Annotated in this window: 16 protein-coding genes; 4 read left to right on the top strand and 12 right to left on the bottom strand. The window is 67.7% G+C overall.

The window, feature by feature from the left end:
* Window positions 1-29: 29 nt before the first annotated feature.
* Together OWC43_RS19725 and OWC43_RS19730 are read right to left on the bottom strand one after the other, a co-directional pair.
* Complete coding sequence (locus tag OWC43_RS19725) at window positions 30-272, bottom strand: DUF2171 domain-containing protein (protein WP_137828835.1); 243 nt, start codon at window positions 270-272, stop codon at window positions 30-32.
* A 130-nt stretch (window positions 273-402) separates the two neighbouring features.
* Window positions 403-1065, bottom strand: a complete 663-nt coding sequence (locus OWC43_RS19730; RefSeq protein WP_137828836.1) for a L,D-transpeptidase — start codon at window positions 1063-1065, stop codon at window positions 403-405.
* Between the two features lie 242 nt (window positions 1066-1307).
* Between OWC43_RS19730 and OWC43_RS19735 the strand changes: the two genes are divergently transcribed.
* Entirely contained in the window at window positions 1308-1799 is a 492-nt protein-coding gene (locus OWC43_RS19735) for a GNAT family N-acetyltransferase (protein WP_393957966.1), read from the top strand.
* Here the strand turns inward: OWC43_RS19735 and nadC are convergent.
* From nadC to nadA, 3 genes are read right to left on the bottom strand one after another with little or no spacing between them, the layout of a single operon-like run.
* Complete coding sequence (gene nadC / locus OWC43_RS19740) at window positions 1771-2631, bottom strand: carboxylating nicotinate-nucleotide diphosphorylase (protein ID WP_393957967.1); 861 nt, start codon at window positions 2629-2631, stop codon at window positions 1771-1773. The two genes, OWC43_RS19735 and nadC, sit on opposite strands and share 29 nt — an antisense overlap.
* The gene (locus OWC43_RS19745) at window positions 2624-4153 is read right to left on the bottom strand and encodes an L-aspartate oxidase (RefSeq protein WP_393957968.1); all 1530 of its coding nucleotides are present in this window, start codon (window positions 4151-4153) and stop codon (window positions 2624-2626) included. Before OWC43_RS19745 ends, nadC begins: the two co-directional genes overlap by 8 nt.
* Window positions 4153-5205 carry a quinolinate synthase NadA gene (nadA, locus tag OWC43_RS19750; protein ID WP_393957969.1) on the bottom strand — a complete coding sequence of 351 codons (1053 nt, stop codon included), beginning with the start codon at window positions 5203-5205 and terminating at the stop codon, window positions 4153-4155. The genes OWC43_RS19745 and nadA overlap by 1 nt, the downstream gene beginning before the upstream one ends.
* A 356-nt stretch (window positions 5206-5561) precedes the next feature.
* On the opposite strand from nadA, the gene OWC43_RS19755 reads away from it, so the two are divergent.
* The gene (locus OWC43_RS19755) at window positions 5562-6929 is read left to right on the top strand and encodes a methyl-accepting chemotaxis protein (protein WP_393957970.1); all 1368 of its coding nucleotides are present in this window, start codon (window positions 5562-5564) and stop codon (window positions 6927-6929) included.
* 135 nt (window positions 6930-7064) lie between these two features.
* Here the strand turns inward: OWC43_RS19755 and OWC43_RS19760 are convergent, their stop codons facing one another.
* From OWC43_RS19760 to acnA, 6 genes are all read right to left on the bottom strand, one after another.
* Window positions 7065-7370 carry a hypothetical protein gene (locus OWC43_RS19760; RefSeq protein WP_393957971.1) on the bottom strand — a complete coding sequence of 102 codons (306 nt, stop codon included), beginning with the start codon at window positions 7368-7370 and terminating at the stop codon, window positions 7065-7067.
* Window positions 7371-7429: 59 nt separating this feature from the next.
* Window positions 7430-7741: an EthD family reductase gene (locus tag OWC43_RS19765; RefSeq protein WP_137828842.1), complete on the bottom strand. Its 312-nt coding sequence runs from the start codon at window positions 7739-7741 to the stop codon at window positions 7430-7432.
* Between the two features lie 160 nt (window positions 7742-7901).
* On the bottom strand, window positions 7902-9233 hold the full coding sequence (locus tag OWC43_RS19770; protein WP_393957972.1) for an NAD(P)/FAD-dependent oxidoreductase: 1332 nt from the start codon (window positions 9231-9233) through the stop codon (window positions 7902-7904).
* 134 nt (window positions 9234-9367) lie between these two features.
* Window positions 9368-10015, bottom strand: coding sequence for a maleylacetoacetate isomerase (maiA, locus tag OWC43_RS19775; protein WP_393957973.1), 648 nt, complete (start codon window positions 10013-10015; stop codon window positions 9368-9370).
* A 22-nt stretch (window positions 10016-10037) separates the two neighbouring features.
* A complete protein-coding gene (locus OWC43_RS19780; RefSeq protein ID WP_393957974.1) occupies window positions 10038-10337 on the bottom strand; it encodes an antibiotic biosynthesis monooxygenase family protein in 300 nt (99 codons plus the stop codon).
* Between the two features lie 123 nt (window positions 10338-10460).
* Window positions 10461-13160 (bottom strand): aconitate hydratase AcnA, encoded by a 2700-nt coding sequence (gene acnA, locus OWC43_RS19785; RefSeq protein WP_393957975.1) that lies wholly within the window; start codon window positions 13158-13160, stop codon window positions 10461-10463.
* A gap of 643 nt (window positions 13161-13803) precedes the next feature.
* Between acnA and ccmA the strand changes: the two genes are divergently transcribed.
* Both ccmA and ccmB read left to right on the top strand, forming a co-directional pair.
* Window positions 13804-14448, top strand: a complete 645-nt coding sequence (gene ccmA, locus OWC43_RS19790) for a heme ABC exporter ATP-binding protein CcmA (protein WP_393957976.1) — start codon at window positions 13804-13806, stop codon at window positions 14446-14448.
* Window positions 14445-15113, top strand: coding sequence for a heme exporter protein CcmB (gene ccmB / locus OWC43_RS19795; RefSeq protein WP_137828848.1), 669 nt, complete (start codon window positions 14445-14447; stop codon window positions 15111-15113). Before ccmA ends, ccmB begins: the two co-directional genes overlap by 4 nt.
* A gap of 20 nt (window positions 15114-15133) precedes the next feature.
* Here ccmB and OWC43_RS19800 read toward each other — a convergent pair whose 3' ends face one another.
* Complete coding sequence (locus OWC43_RS19800) at window positions 15134-15403, bottom strand: hypothetical protein (protein ID WP_393957977.1); 270 nt, start codon at window positions 15401-15403, stop codon at window positions 15134-15136.
* Window positions 15404-15426 lie beyond the last annotated feature (23 nt).

Here is a 15426-nt window from a genome sequence, read left to right on the forward strand (position 1 = left end):
AGCGGCAAAGCGCCGCCCGTCTCGAAACGTCAGGCGGCGCCGGAGGTGCTCCACTCGCGCTTGACCTCATCGGCCGGCTTGTTCAGCCGCACCTGATCGCCATCGACGGAGTCCACGAAGTCGAGCGGGATGTAATGGTGCAGGCCGCCCGCCTCGGAATCCTTCTTCGTCAGTTTGATCTCGCCTTTGTCGACGTGATCGACGGTGCCGACATGGCCGCCGTCGGACCCGACGACGGTGGCGTGCTCACGGATGGTGCTGGAATCGACCATGTTTCATCTCCCGTTCGGTTGCTGGCGCAACGGGAGGCGCAGGCTCGATGTTCCGGTCTCACGCAGCCGTGAAACGCAATCGGGGCCGGCGTCGCCGCCAGCCCCGATGTTTCGACGGCGTTGATGCGCCTCAGCGCTGGACGATAACGCGAGTTCCGACCTTCACCCGGGTGTAGAGATCCGCGACGTCCTCATTGGTCATGCGGATGCAGCCCGACGACACGGCGGTGCCGATCGTCTCCGGCTCGTTGGAGCCGTGGATGCGGTAGATCGTGTTGCCGAGATACATCGCGCGGGAGCCGAGCGGGTTCTCGATGCCGCCCTTCATGTAGCGCGGCAGGTCGGGACGACGGCGCAGCATCTCGGCCGGGGGACGCCAATCCGGCCATTCGCGCTTCATCGTGATGGTCTGCGCGCCGCCCCAGGTGAAGCCGGGGCGTCCGACGCCGACGCCGTAGCGCATGGCCTCCCCACCCGGCAGGACCAGGTAGAGGCGCCGCTCGGCGGTGGAGACCACGATGGTGCCGGGGCTGTGCGGGCCGGAATACGGAATCGTCTCGCGGCTGATGGCGGTCGCCTGCGGCACGGCAGCCGCGGCCGAGCTCGGCAGCAGGGGGTCGGCGCTCGGCAGGGCGGCGTTGGCGGTCGGGACCGCCTGTGCGCGCACGCGGACGGTCAGGACGTCGGAGAGCGGCTGGCGGGTCAGCGGGTCGATCTCGTAGGCGGCAACGGGGCCGGCCAGCGCGATCGTCGCGCAGGCAAGCCCGCTCAGGGCGGTGACGAAACGGCGCATCAGGTCCTCTCGGGGACAGGCGGAATGTGCGGGAACGCGGTGAACTCAGGTCGCACGATGCCGTGCGGATCATCGCCAAGGCGTAAACGCTCGCCGCTTAAAGCCAAGCTTGATTTGCACCGCACCACCGGTTCGGGGCGCCTCGTGACCGTGTGGCAACACTATGTCAGCTTGGCCGTGCGATGGGAAGGAAACTGCTTCTGGCGCGTGTCGTCCGCGAAGCGAAGGCGGAACGGTTTGCGATGAGTGATTGCCACTTTCATCCTTACGATCCGGCTGACCTCCCGGCCGTCGCCGACATCTTCGTGCGCGCGATCCGTGAGACGGCTTCAGCCGATTATGATCCGGCGCAAATCGCTGCGTGGTCCCGGTTCGACCCTGCGGCTTGGATCAGACAGCGTGCGGCGCGCACGACCTGGGTCGCCCGGATCGAGGCCGTGCCTGCGGGCTTCGCCGACCTGGAGCCGGACGGCCATCTCGATCATCTTTACGTGCATCCTGGCTTCGTTCGCCGCGGAGTCGGCCGATGCCTCATATCCGCGTTAGAGGCGCACGCGGTCACTTCCGGGCTCAGCGCGCTGTACACCGAGGCAAGCCTGACCGCCCGCCCCTTCTTCGAGGCCGTCGGCTTCCGCATTCTCGCGGAGGAGACGGTGGCTCGGAGTGGCCAACACTTCCGGCGCTACCGGATGCGCAAGGACGGGCTCAGGCCGCGTCCAGCCCCAGATCGATGATCGCCGAACTATGCGTGATCCATCCGACGGAGATCAGATCGACGCCGGAGGCGGCCACTGCGCCGACCGTGTCGCGATTGATCCGGCCCGATGCCTCGGTGATGGCGCGGCCATCGACCATGGCGACGGCCCGAGCTAGGGTCTCGGGGTTCATGTTGTCGAGGAGCACGGCGTCGATCCCGACGCGCAGCGCCTCTTCGAGCTGCGCCAGCGTATCGACCTCGACCTCGATCTTCACGAGATGCCCGGCCCGCGCGCGGGCCCGCTCGATCGCCGGCACGATGCCGCCGGCCACCGCGACGTGGTTGTCCTTGATGAGAACCGCGTCGTCGAGGCCGAAGCGGTGGTTCGAGCCCCCGCCTGCCCGCACCGCGTGCTTCTCCAAAGCCCGCAGGCCCGGCGTGGTCTTGCGCGTGCAGACGATGCTGGCCTTGCCGTGCGGGCGCGCCGCGTCGACCAGGGAGGCCGTGGCGGTGGCGACGCCGCTGAGACGGCAGAGCAGGTTCAGGGCGACGCGCTCGGCGGTGAGGACCGCGCGGGCGGGGCCGGAGAGGCGGATCACCACATCCCCAGGCACGACACGGGCCCCGTCGGGATGCTCGACCGTGACGGAGAGAGTCGGGTCGATCAGCTCGAAGGCGATCGCCGCCGCGTCGGTGCCGGCGATCACCCCGTCCTGACGCGACGCGATCACCGCCTCCATCCGCTCGGATGGGGGAACGATGGCGTCGGTGGTGATGTCACCGGCCCGACCGAGATCCTCCAAGAGTGCGGCGCGCACCACCGGCTCGATCAGGATGCGGGGGAGCGGCAAGAGCCGATCGTCAGGCATCGGTGAACTCCTGCTTCGCCGGCATCCCGATCGTATCGGCCCGCGTCGTCACCGCGTGGTAAGCCGGAAGCTGCTCGGGGAAATCGCTGCGCCAATGAGCGCCACGGCTCTCGCGACGGGCGAGCGCCGCCCGCGCGATCATCAGGCCGGTCTCGGCCGCGGCGCAGCCGAGGCGGGCACGGCGGTCCAACTGCTCGATCGCCGTGGAGAGACCGTTCTCATCGCGCACCACGCCGACATGCCGCTCCATCACCGAACGGACCTCGTCCGGCGCGCCCTCCCCGGCCGGGAATGACGCGGGCAGCGGCGCGGGGCTGACCGGAGCATGGGCCGGAGCCGCGTCGGTGATCGCCGCGGCGATCCGGGGGGCGAAGGCGAGTGCCTCGAGGAGGGAATTGCTGGCGAGGCGGTTGGCGCCGTGCAGGCCGGTCGAGGCCACCTCGCCGCAAGCCCACAGGCCGGAGACGCTGCTGCGGCCGAACGCGTCCACGAGCACGCCGCCCATGTGGTAGTGCGCCGCCGGTCGCACCGGGATCGCCTGCACCGCCGGGTCGATTCCGGCTTCGGCACAGAGCGCCGCAACCGTCGGAAACCGCGTCGGCATGGATCGACCGAGAGCGCCGCGCGTGTCGAGATAGACCGTGCGGCCCCGAGCCAGCGCCTGGAAGATGCCGCGTGCGACGACATCGCGTGGGGCCAAGTCGCCTCCGGTCACGCCGGCCATAACGCGCTCGCCGTGCTCGTCGATCAGCGCCGCGCCCTCGCCGCGCAGGGCCTCGGTGGCAAGCGGCATCGGATCACGCCCCGAGGCGATGGCGGTCGGGTGGAACTGCACGAATTCGAGGTCGCGCAGGGCTGCGCCCGCCCGAGCCGCCGCGAGCAGGCCACGGCCGGTGGCGCCGCGGGGATTGGTGGTCGAGGCGTAGAGCCCGCCGAGCCCGCCGGTCGCGAGGACGACGGCGCGGGCGGGCAGGCGAAACGCCGCCCCGTCGCGGGCGCAGATCACGCCCCGCACCGCCCCATCCGCGTCGCGGAGCAGATCCTGCAGGGTCGCGACGACGATTTCGACGGACGGGCAGGCCTGCACGGCGCGCACCAGCCCTTGCAGCACGGTCGCTCCGGTCGAGTCGCCCCGCGCCCGCACGATGCGGCGGCGGCAATGGGCAGCCTCCAGCCCGAGGGCGAGCGCCCCGTCCGCCGTGCGGTCGAAGCCGATGCCGAGATCGACCAGCCAATCGATCAATCCGGGGCCGGCTTCCGCGACGGACAGAGCGACGTCCGTCTCGGTCAGGCCGGCGCCCGCGGCCTCGGTATCGGCGGCGTGGAGGGCTGGCGCATCGTCGTGGCCGATGGAAGCGGCGATGCCACCCTGCGCCCAGCCGGTCGCGGTACCGAGGCCCAGGGGGGCCGCGGTGATGAGCGTGACGGGGCACGGGGCGAGCCGCAGGGCGGTCGCGAGACCGGCGACGCCGCCGCCGACCACGATCACGCGGTCGGCGGGGCTGCGGGCGACGATGCTCATCAGGCGGCCGCCGCGGCCGGTGCGGGCGAGACGGTCTTGGTCGGCTGCACGGCGAGCATCCGCTCGACGGCGAGGCGCGCCCGGTCCGCAAGAGCGGGCTCGACGGTGATCTCGTGCGTCATCGTCTCAAGAGCGTGCCGGATATTGGCGAGGCTGATCCGCTTCATGTGCGGACAGAGATTGCAGGGCTTGATGAACTCGATATCCGGGTTGGCCACGGCGATGTTGTCGGCCATCGAGCACTCGGTCACGAGCACGACCTGGGCGGGACGCTTCTCGGTGACGTAGTTCATCATCATCGCGGTCGACCCCGAGAAATCGGACGCCTCGACGACCTCCGGCGGGCATTCGGGATGGGCGATCACGGTAATGCCGGGATAGCTGTCACGCACCTCGGCGATGTCGGCGGGGGTAAAGCGCTCGTGCACCTCGCAGTGGCCGGCCCAGGTGAGCATCTCGACCTCGGGAACTTGCTGCTGGACGTTGCGCGCCAGGAACTCGTCCGGGATCATCAGAACGCGCGGCACGCCCAGGGCGCGGACCACGTCCGCGGCGTTGCCCGAGGTGCAGCAGACATCGGATTCGGCCTTCACCGCGGCGGAGGTGTTCACGTAGGTGACGACCGGCACGCCGGGGTAACGCGCCTTCAGGGCGCGCACATCGGCGGCGGTGATCGAGTCCGCCAGCGAGCAGCCCGCGCCCATGTCCGGTATGAGCACGGTCTTGTTCGGGTTCAGGAGTTTGGCGGTTTCCGCCATGAAGTGGACGCCGGCCAGCACGATCACGTCGGCATCGACGTTGACGGCCTCGCGCGCCAAAGCCAGGCTATCGCCGACGATGTCCGCCACCGTGTGGAAGATCTCCGGCGCCTGGTAATTGTGGGCGAGTACCACGGCGTTCCGCTCGCGCTTGAGCCGCAGGATCGCTTCCACGTCGGGCGCGAGCGCCGGCCATTCCATGGCCGGTACGTGGCGGCTGACGCGCGCATACAGCTCGGGCAGCGTGAAGGCCCGGCCGATGTCCTCGCGGGGGGCGGATCCAGCCTGCAACATCGCGGACTCCTTTATGCTCAAAGTGAGCATTGTGCCGCCTAAGTTAGGGATCGTCCGATCCGTTGTCCAGATATGCTACGACTGAGCATAACATTTTTGCGACGCACAAAAATCGCATGAGTGGCGGGCTTCAAACCCGCAAGGATTGTACGTGACTATGCAGGCGAGGGTTGTGTGCCCAAGGCAGCTGACAGAATATCCCAGATGAATTTCGGAAATCGAATTTTAACGACGCGCTGACACTGTATCGGCCAGCGGACGATAACCGCACCGAGCGTCCGACCCGAGCGGCTCATCGTCCTTTTACGATCCGTCGTCCCGGCTCGACCCGGGATGGCGAAGTAAACGGGATTCCTATGCTGCCACTCAAGTTCCGCCGCGATGCTGGCACCGTCTCGCCGCCGGTCCCGGAACGCCAATCTGGTACACCGTCCGATGATGCGCGCCTCGTGGCGGCAATCGAGCGGCTGACGAAGACCAGCGGTCGCGTCGATGAGCCTGCCCTTGCCGGTACGCCGGTCGGTACGGCCCTCGACGGGCTGAATCGCGCTCGCAGCGCCGGTCTCAAGGCCGAACGAACGAATCTCGCCTCCGTCGCCAAGGAAGCGTCCGAAGCCGCGATCAATATTGGATGGACTACCTACGATATCGGCGAGGTCGCACAATCGACGCAGACCATCGCCAGCGCCATCGAGGAGATGGTCGCCTCCATCGCCGAGGTTTCGGATACGTCGGAATCGGCCGGAGCCTGCGCGCTTGCCGCCCGTGAGGCGATGGCGAGCTGCACGGCGGATGTGCGCAATGCCCGCGCCGCCATGGATGCGATCCGTGACCGCACCCACCAGATCGACGAGCGGCTGAAGCTGCTTCAGAACGCGATCGCCGAGATCGGCACGATGGCGGGAACCATCGCGACGATCTCCAGCCAGACCAACCTGCTGGCCCTCAACGCCACCATCGAGGCGGCCCGCGCCGGCGAGGCGGGGCGCGGCTTCTCCGTGGTGGCCGCGGAGGTGAAGTCGCTCTCCGGCCAGACCGCCCGCTCCACCGAGCAGATCCGCACTTGGCTCAACACTCTCCAGGGTGAGATGGGCCAGATCGCCAAGGCGGTCGAAGAGAGCCGCGCCGCCGTGGCGTCCGGCAGCACGGTCGTCGAGGAACTCGGCGGGCGCGTCGAGGGCGCAGCCGAGCGCATCTCTCAGACCAGCGAGATGAACGCGGCGCTCGCCGCCTCCCTCGGCCAGCAACGCAGCGCCACCTCGGAGATTTCGGGCAGCGTTCAGAGCATTGCGGAGAAGGCGGCCAAGACCCGCACCGAAATCGACAGCATCACGAGCCGGCTCGCCAAGGCCGAGGCGCTCGCGCAGAAGGGGCTGGAGGAGCCCGTCGGCATCGACCATTACGAACTGGTGCGGCTGCCGGCCGATATCGGCCAGTGGAAGCGGGCGCTCGCCACGATCCTCGTCGGCTTCTCCCCCGCCGATCACGCCTCCGCGACCCTGCGGGGCCGTGCGGCCAAGCGGGCTGCGGAAGCGGCAAAGGGTGGCTCCGCCCCTTCGGCGGCGATCGAAGCATTCCTGACGGCCGAGGCCAAGGCCCACGAGGAAGCCGCGCGCATGGTGACCGCCATCGCCCAGGGCAATTGGGACGTCGGCACCCCGGCCTACAAGGCGGCCACGGCCGCGATGAAGGACATGATCCTGGCTGCCGAGAAAATCGTCTGAGCGCGCCTCACCGTCGTCCCGGATGTCCGATCCGGGACGACGGATGATCCGTCGCGCATTCGGTCTCGGAAAAGACGGGCCACACTCGATCGAGCCGACCCTTAAGAAACGGGGCCGGCCGAACGAGCGACAGCCTCAGGCGGCATCCTCTTCCTCGATCGGGTCCGCGGTCCAGGCCGTCGCGAAGGCGGCAAGCTGGCGGGAATCGGAGAAGGCCAGAACCGTGACGCGCCGCTCGGACGGTGTCCCGCCCGGATAGGGCGCGAGCAACACGGTTTCCTGCGAGAGACGCGCGTCGGGCGCATTCGCGTCGATCCAGGCCTGCGCCTCGGGCGTCAGCCGATCTGTGCCGTCGAGTGCCCGCGAATCGGCGCGCAGAACGATGATCGTCGTGCCGAGGGCGGGGTTCGCCTCCTGCAATTGCTTGATGATGTCGATCATCGGCGCCCTTCCCTCTTCAAACACGCTGCCCGGGCCGTGAAGACGGCCCGGGCAATCGCTTACTCGGCGAAATCGCTGATTTGAACCACCGGCTGGGAATCCGTGAAGTTCGGGATGTCGCCGAAGATTTCCGGACCGTCCTCGCTGGCCGCCTTCTTGAAGGCGTCGGCCGATTCGAAGCGAAGATTGGCCACCACCTGATAGACCGGAGCGCCCCCATCCGGTGCGCCGACGCCCTTGAGCACCGTGTAGTCGTGCAGCCCCTTGGACGACCAACGCTGGCTCACCAAAGGCATGTGGCTCTTGAGATAATACCCCATGTCGAAGCGGGTGCCGCTGTCGCTCGGGTACATCACGCTGATCAGGACCATGGCATCTCCTTCCGGCCATCCTCACGCGAGGCGGCCGTACAGGAAGATGAGGCGCGGTCCGTCACGCTTCAAGCGCGTGTCGATCCCGCCTTCTCGAAGCGCCCGCTTCGATCGTGCCGCTGCGCTGAATGGCCGGCCACAACCTCCGTCTTGCGCAGGATCAGTGCAGCTTCACCCGCGCCACGGTCCGGCGCGTGATCGCACGGGCGAGCGCGTCCAGGCTGGTCTTCCAGAAGCCGTTCACCGCCGTCTCGTGCATCTTGTAGAGCGAGCGATACATCAGCCGGGCGAAGAGGCCGGCGATGAACATGTTCTTGCCCTGGATGAACCCCATCAGATTTCCAACAGTGGTGTACTCGCCCAGAGACACCAGGGAACCGAAGTCGCGATACTTGAACGGCTTGAGCGGCTTACCGGCCATCTTGTTGGGGATTTGCTTCAACAGATGGGCGGCCTGCTGGTGGGCGGCCTGGGCGCGGGGTGGAATGGGCGTGTCCGAACCCTGTTCGACGAGATAGGCGCAGTCGCCCATGGCGAACACGTCCGGGTCGCGGGTGGTCTGAAGGGTCGGGGTCACGATGAGCTGATTGTTGCGGGTGGTCTCAAGGCCGCCGAGATCCTTCAGGAAGCCCGCGCCCTTCACGCCCGCAGCCCAGACGACGAGCTCGGACGGAATGAAGCCGCCATCGGCCAGCTGAACGCCGTCGGCCCGCACCTCGGTCACGCGGGCCTTCACCCGCACTTCGACGCCGATCTTGCTGAGAAGCGTCATCACCTCGGAGGAAAGTCGGGCCGGGACCGCGGGCAGGATGCGGTCGGCGGCCTCGACCAGGGTGATCTTGAGATCCTTCGCCGGATCGATGCGATCAAGGCCGGTCTGGGCGACCTCCCGGGTCGTGCGATGCAACTCCGCCGCGAGCTCTGTGCCGGTCGCGCCCGCGCCGATCACTGTAACGTGAAGCTGCCCGGGACGGACCGGGCCCGCCTGCGTATGGGCACGGAGCATGCCGTTGACGAGGCGCTGGTGGAAGCGCACCGCCTGCTCCTGGGTGTCGAGCGCGATGGCATGCTCCTGCACGCCGGGTGTGCCGAAATCGTTGGTGGTCGAGCCCACCGCCATGACCAGCGTGTCGTAAGGAATCGAGCGGACCGGGGTGACCTCGCGTCCCTCGCTATCGGTGCTGGCGGCCAGCTGGACCACACGGCGCTCGCGGTCGAGCCCGGTCATCTCGCCGATGCGGTAGCGGAAGTGGTTGGCGTGGGCGTGGTGCAGGTAGTCGACGGCGTGATGGCCCACATCGAGCGAGCCGGCGGCCACCTCGTGCAGGAGCGGCTTCCAGATATGCGTGCGGGCCCGGTCCACCAGGGTGACATGGGCCTTGCCGGACTTGCCGTACTTGTTGCCCAGTGCCGTCACCAATTCCAGCCCGGCCGCCCCTCCCCCCACCACGACGATTTTGTGCAGATCGGTGACCGACTCGCTCGGAACCATCCTCGCCCCACTCCACGAACGGGCCGCCTCGCGGACGGCCCTTTTGCCAGTTTGGAATGATCTTACACCAGCAATCCTGCAACGGCCCACACCAACCGTGCGCGGGTGGGGCGCGGGGCGGACAGGTGGTGGTCTTATTGCGCCGGCGCGCCGGGCTGCCGCAAGGGGTGAGCCTTGGCGACGGCATCGAGGGCGAGCAGAGCCTCGGCGATGCGCTTGACCGTCGGATAGGGCGCGGTGTCGATGCCGAAGATGCCGGTGCCGACCCAGAGGCTGATCAGGCAGAGATCGGCATGACTCACCGCATCGCCCTGGCAGTAACGACCGGTGCCGGCCTCGGTCGAGAGCCGCTTTTCCAGCACCTTCAGGCCAGTGGTGAAGGCGTTGCGCAGGAAGTCGAGCATCTTCTCCCGCGGCAGACCGTAATGCTCCATCAGGAAGGTGCGCACCCGAGGGACGTAGAGGGGGTGCGTGTCGCAGGCGACGACCTGCGCGAGGGAACGCGCGCGCGCCCTCTCCCGTGGATCGGCCGGCAGGAGCTTCATACCGCCCTGCGTCTCTTCGAGGTAATCGAGGATCGCGAGCGATTGCGTGAGAGGCGGGCCATCGCCATCGAACAGAGCGGGGACCGCGCCCTGCGGATTGATGGCCAGGAAGTCGGGCTTGAATTGCTCCCCCGCGTCGAGATCGAGAAAGATCTCCTCGTAGGCGATACCCTTGAGGTTCATCGCGATGCGCACGCGGAAGGCCGCCGCCGAGCGCCAATTGCCATACATCTTCATCAGAGCGTTTCCCCTCTTCCGCTCAGAACGCCTCGAGGTGGAGTTCGGTGTGCTCGACTTGGGGCGGGCTCTCGAAGGTGTCGGAGACCAGCGCGCGGTAGTCCTTCCAAGCCTGAGAGCCGGTGAAGTCCTTCGTATGGGCCTCCAGGGTGTCCCACGTGATCAGCAGGCGATAGCGCTGCGGCTTCTCGATGGAACGACGCACCGTGAAGCTGCGGCAGCCCTTCGCCGCGCGGAAAATCTCCGCGGCCTGAGTGATACCGGCTTCGAAGGCAGGCTCCGATCCCACCTTCACGTCGATCTGCGCGATTTCCAAGATCATGCGTGCCGTGTCTCCGAGTCCTGCCACGCCACGACATAGCGCGCCGATACGATAAAGGCCCCTCCCTTTCGGGAGAAGCCTATTTCCAGGGCGCTCAGGAGCGCCCCGATCGACGGGTCGTCCTCAGGCCGCGAGCGAACGCAGCACGTAGGGCAAGATCCCGCCGTTGCGGAAGTATTCCAGCTCGTCGAGGGTATCGATCCGGCAGGTCAGCGGCACTTCCTTCTTCGAGCCGTCGGCCGACGTGATCTCGGCGGTCAAGGTCTGGCGGGGCTTCAGCTCGCCCTCCAGGCCCTTGATGGTGACGGTCTCGTCGCCCTTGAGCCCCAGGGATTGCCAGGAGGTCTCGCCCTGGAACACCAGCGGCACCACGCCCATGCCGACGAGGTTCGAGCGGTGAATGCGCTCGAAGCTCTCGGCGATCACCGCGCGCACGCCGAGGAGTTTGGTGCCCTTGGCCGCCCAGTCGCGCGACGAACCGGTGCCGTATTCCTTGCCGGCGAAGATGACGAGCGGGGTGTTCTCCGCCGCGTATCTCTGCGCGGCGTCGTAGATGAACATCTTCTCCCCATCGGGCTGGTGCAGCGTCCAGCCACCCTCGACGACGTTTCCGCTCTCGTCCCTCACCATCTGGTTCTTGATGCGGATATTGGCAAAGGTGCCCCGCATCATGACTTCGTGGTTGCCGCGCCGTGTGCCGTACTGATTGAAGTCCTGCACACGGACTTGGTGCGACTGCAGATATTCACCGGCGGGCGAGGCCGCGCGGATGTTGCCCGCGGGCGAGATGTGGTCGGTGGTGATCGAGTCGAGGAAGAGGCCGAGGATGCGCGCGCCCTCGATGTCCTTCACCGGAGCCGGGTTCATCTCCATGCCCTCGAAATAGGGCGGGTTCTGCACGTAGGTCGAGCCGCCGTCCCAGGCGAAGGTCTCGGCCTCGGTCACCTCGACGCCCTTCCAGTTGTCGTCACCGCCGAACACGTCGGCGTAGCGGCTCTTGAACAGGGCCGAGGTGATGTTCTCCTCGATGAAGCGGCTCACCTCCTCCGAGGACGGCCAGATGTCCTTGAGGTAGACCGGCTGACCGTCGGCGCCCTGGCCCAGCGGCTCCGTGGTGATGTCGATCTGGAGCGAGCCCGCGAGCGCGTAGGCGACGACCAGGGGCGGCGAGGCGAGGTAATTGGCCCGCACGTCGGGGTTCACGCGGCCCTCGAAGTTGCGGTTGCCCGAGAGCACGGCCGCCGCGACCACGTCGTTGTCGTTGATCGCCTTCGAGATCGGGGCCGGGAGCGGACCCGAATTCCCGATGCAGGTGGTGCAGCCGAAGCCGACGAGGTTGAAGCCGAGGGCGTCGAGGCTCTCCTGCAGACCCGACTTGTCGAGGTATTCGCCCACCACCTGCGAGCCGGGGGCGAGCGAGGTCTTCACCCACGGCTTCGAGCGCAGGCCCTTGGCGACCGCGTTGCGGGCCAGCAGCCCGGCGCCGATCATCACGCTCGGGTTCGACGTGTTCGTGCAGGAGGTGATCGCCGCGATCACCACGTCGCCGTGGCCGATGTCGAAATTGGTGCCCTCCACCGCGTAGCGGCTGGAAATATCGGCAGCCTTCTTGAACTCCTTCTCCATGGCGTCGGCGAAACCGGCCTTGGCGGCGTCGAGAAGGACCCGGTCCTGCGGGCGCTTCGGGCCGGCGAGAGACGGGCGGACGGTGCCCATGTCGAGTTCGAGCGTGTCGGTGAAGACCGGGTCCGGGGTCTCTGCGTCGCGCCACATCTCCTGCGCCTTGGCATAGGCCTCGACGAGGGCGATGCGGTCGTCGTCGCGGCCGGTGACCTTGAGGAAGTCGATGGTCTTCTGATCGATCGGGAAGAAGCCGCAGGTGGCGCCGTATTCCGGAGCCATGTTCGAGATCGTGGCGCGATCGGCCACCGCCATGTCGTCGAGGCCGGGGCCGTAGAATTCGACGAACTTACCGACAACGCCCTTCTTGCGCAGCATCTGCGTCACGGTGAGCACGAGGTCGGTCGCGGTGGTGCCCTCGGGCAGCTTGCCCGACAGCTTGAAGCCGATGACCTCGGGGATCAGCATCGACAGCGGCTGGCCGAGCATCGCGGCCTCGGCCTCGATGCCGCCGACGCCCCAACCGAGCACGGCCAGGCCGTTGACCATGGTGGTGTGCGAATCGGTGCCGACGAGCGAGTCCGGATAGGCGACGTCCGTGCCGTCCTCGGACCGCGTCCACACCGTCTGCGACAGGTATTCCAGGTTCACCTGATGGCAGATGCCGGTGCCGGGCGGCACGACCGAGAAGTTCCGGAATGCGGACTGACCCCATTTGAGGAAGGTGTAGCGCTCGCCGTTCCGCTCGTATTCCAGCGCCACGTTGTCCGCGAGCGCCTTCGGGGTGCCGAACTCGTCGACGATCACGGAGTGGTCGATGACGAGATCGACCGGCACCAGCGGGTTGATCTTCTGCGGGTCACCACCGAGCGCCGCCATGGCGTCGCGCATCGCCGCGAGGTCCACCACCGCGGGGACGCCCGTGAAATCCTGCATCAGCACGCGAGAGGGGCGGAAGGCGATCTCGGTCTCGGCCTTGCCCTTGTTGTCGAGCCACGCGACGGCCGCCTCGATGTCGCCCTTGCGGACCGAGCGGTCATCCTCGAAGCGCAGGAGGTTCTCGAGGATCACCTTCATCGAGAACGGGAGAGCGGCGGCGTCGGCCAGGCCGTTCTTCTGCGCCTCGGGGATCGAGTAATAGGTGTAGGTCTTGCCCGCGACTTGGAGCGTCTGGCGGGCTTTGAAGCTGTCGAGCGATGCCACGGCGGGTCTCATCCTGAAGCTGGCGTTGTCGAACACGGCGTAGGCATAACCTGCGCCACGAAAGGTGTTCGGCCGTATGCGCTCTAACGAGCGCGCGCCGCCCCGGGGGCGCCCGGGAAGAGTGCCCGAGAGGACACTCAGGATGGTGCGCGAGGGGCGAATTGGACGCCCTGAGAAAATCGCGCGGCGCAGCCTGCCCGGTCTATAGAACGTTTCGAAATTGGCCGCTACTGCCTCTTACGCGGGCAGTGACGCCGTCCCATGATTGAAACGGAGACCTCAGCCTGCGGCGGGTAACGTCCCCTTAAGATGCCTTCGTCGGCGGTGCCCTGAAGCAGTCACCGACGAGCCACCCGCATGCGGCCCGTGTTCGCACCTGATGCAAGCGTGATGCTCTTTCAGCGGCGCACGGTCGGCGACGGATGCCGGATCGCCCTCGGTCCTCGCCACCTTTGGGACGGGGTCGCGGCATCGGGCTAAATATCCGCCTTGGGTCAGGCCCCCACCGGCCCGGGCCCTTGCGATCGTCGATGCGAGAGCGGCGCGGTTCGCCTCTCGCCGCGCATTAGGCTATCGGGTTCCCGTTTCCGCTGGGTCGTTCCGGGCGGTCGGAGGATGGACGCGTGGCGTCACAGGGCAATCCGTGCGGCTGATCGTCGAGAACCTCGCCTGTCGGCGTTCCGGTCGACGCATCTTCTTCGGGCTCTCGTTCACCCTTGGACCGGGCGAGGCCCTGATGATCACGGGCCGCAACGGCGCGGGGAAATCGAGCCTGCTCGCCATGCTGTCCGGCCGCTTGAAGCCCGACGCGGGGACGATCCGTGGAGAGGACATCGGCGACGCGGGTCTCCCCGAATGCCTGCATGTCGTGGGCCATCGCGACGGCCTCAAATCCGCTTTGACCGCCCAGGAGAATCTCGACTTCGCCCGTGACCTTCTCGGCGACGCGCAGCTGACGCCGGGCGAGGCCCTGGCGGCGATGGGGCTCCCGCATGTGGCGCGGCTGCCGGTGGGCTACCTTTCGGCCGGTCAGCGGCGGCGCGTCGCCCTCGCCCGGCTGCTCGTCTGCCGCCGCCCGCTCTGGCTGCTCGACGAACCGACCGCCGCCCTCGATCTCGCTTCCCAGGATGTGCTCGCCGCGATGATGGGCCGACACCGGGCGGAGGGCGGTCTCGTCGTCGCCGCGACGCATCAGGCGCTTGGACTGGAGGATGCCCGTGAATTGCGGATCGGTCCGGCCGCGGCGGAACAGGTGCTCGACGAGCGGATCGAGGAGAGTTGGGCATGATGCGGGCCTTCTCGGCGCTGCTCGCCCGCGATCTCCGGCTAGCTGCCCGCGTCGGCGGTTCGGGGGCACTCTCGCTGGTGTTCTTCCTGATGATCGTCGTGATGGTGCCCTTCGCGCTGGGTCCCGATCTCAACCTGCTGTCGCGGATCGGCCCGGCGATCCTGTGGCTGGCCGCGGTTTTGGCGACCCTGATCGGCCTCGACCGCCTGTTCCAGTCCGATGAGGAGGACGGCTCCCTCGACCTGATGACGGGCGCCGCGGTGCCGCTGGAACTCGTGGTGCTCGCCAAGGTCACCGCCTATTGGCTGACCACCGGTCTGCCGCTGGCGCTCAGCGCCCCGTTATTCGGCCTGCTGGTCGCGCTCTCGCCGACGGCCATGGGTGCAACGGCTCTGACCTTGCTGATCGGCACACCGGCGCTCGCTTTCATCGGTGCGGTCGGGGCGGCCCTCACCGCCACCATCCGTCGCGGGGGCCTGATCCTGGCGATCGTGGTGCTGCCCTTAATGATTCCGACCCTCATCTTCGGCGTGTCGGCGACGGAGGCGGCGCTCGGCGGCACCGTGCCGTTCACGACACCCCTCGCCGTACTCGGTGCGCTCAGCCTGATTGCGGGGGTGATCGGGACCCTGGCCGCTGCGGCGTCGCTGCGCTGGTCGGAGTAACCGCTCGACGGAACGGCCGGCTACTTATCGCAGCCGATACAGATGCCGGTGTCGATCTTGTCGTTCCGCCGCTCGGTGCGGGATTCCCGCTCGATCGAACGCGACTCGCTGCGATCGATCCGATCCAGCCCACCGCCGGCGGGGGGCATGGTCCGTCCGACGGCGGAGGTGTTCGGTGCCGTGACGGTCGAGGTGGGACCGCCGCCGGTCCCGGTCTGCGGCGTTTGGGCTGAGGCTGCGGTCGCAACGGTGACGCCGAGAGCCGCGGCGAGCAGAATGCGCATGGTCATGATGGAACTCCCTGGCCCGTCAA

Source organism: Methylorubrum sp. POS3 (assembly GCF_043352485.1).
Classification (GTDB): Bacteria; Pseudomonadota; Alphaproteobacteria; order Rhizobiales; family Beijerinckiaceae; genus Methylobacterium; species Methylobacterium suomiense.

What these genes read in the sequence shown, in the direction of transcription:
- OWC43_RS19725 (WP_137828835.1), bottom strand. Translation starts at nt 272, where the DNA reads ATGGTCGATTCCAGCACCATCCGTGAGCACGCCACCGTCGTCGGGTCC.
- OWC43_RS19730 (WP_137828836.1), bottom strand. Translation starts at nt 1,065, where the DNA reads ATGCGCCGTTTCGTCACCGCCCTGAGCGGGCTTGCCTGCGCGACGATC.
- OWC43_RS19735 (WP_393957966.1), top strand. Translation starts at nt 1,308, where the DNA reads ATGAGTGATTGCCACTTTCATCCTTACGATCCGGCTGACCTCCCGGCC.
- nadC (WP_393957967.1), bottom strand. Translation starts at nt 2,631, where the DNA reads ATGCCTGACGATCGGCTCTTGCCGCTCCCCCGCATCCTGATCGAGCCG.
- OWC43_RS19745 (WP_393957968.1), bottom strand. Translation starts at nt 4,153, where the DNA reads ATGAGCATCGTCGCCCGCAGCCCCGCCGACCGCGTGATCGTGGTCGGC.
- nadA (WP_393957969.1), bottom strand. Translation starts at nt 5,205, where the DNA reads ATGTTGCAGGCTGGATCCGCCCCCCGCGAGGACATCGGCCGGGCCTTC.
- OWC43_RS19755 (WP_393957970.1), top strand. Translation starts at nt 5,562, where the DNA reads ATGCTGCCACTCAAGTTCCGCCGCGATGCTGGCACCGTCTCGCCGCCG.
- OWC43_RS19760 (WP_393957971.1), bottom strand. Translation starts at nt 7,370, where the DNA reads ATGATCGACATCATCAAGCAATTGCAGGAGGCGAACCCCGCCCTCGGC.
- OWC43_RS19765 (WP_137828842.1), bottom strand. Translation starts at nt 7,741, where the DNA reads ATGGTCCTGATCAGCGTGATGTACCCGAGCGACAGCGGCACCCGCTTC.
- OWC43_RS19770 (WP_393957972.1), bottom strand. Translation starts at nt 9,233, where the DNA reads ATGGTTCCGAGCGAGTCGGTCACCGATCTGCACAAAATCGTCGTGGTG.
- maiA (WP_393957973.1), bottom strand. Translation starts at nt 10,015, where the DNA reads ATGAAGATGTATGGCAATTGGCGCTCGGCGGCGGCCTTCCGCGTGCGC.
- OWC43_RS19780 (WP_393957974.1), bottom strand. Translation starts at nt 10,337, where the DNA reads ATGATCTTGGAAATCGCGCAGATCGACGTGAAGGTGGGATCGGAGCCT.
- ccmB (WP_137828848.1), top strand. Translation starts at nt 14,445, where the DNA reads ATGATGCGGGCCTTCTCGGCGCTGCTCGCCCGCGATCTCCGGCTAGCT.
- OWC43_RS19800 (WP_393957977.1), bottom strand. Translation starts at nt 15,403, where the DNA reads ATGACCATGCGCATTCTGCTCGCCGCGGCTCTCGGCGTCACCGTTGCG.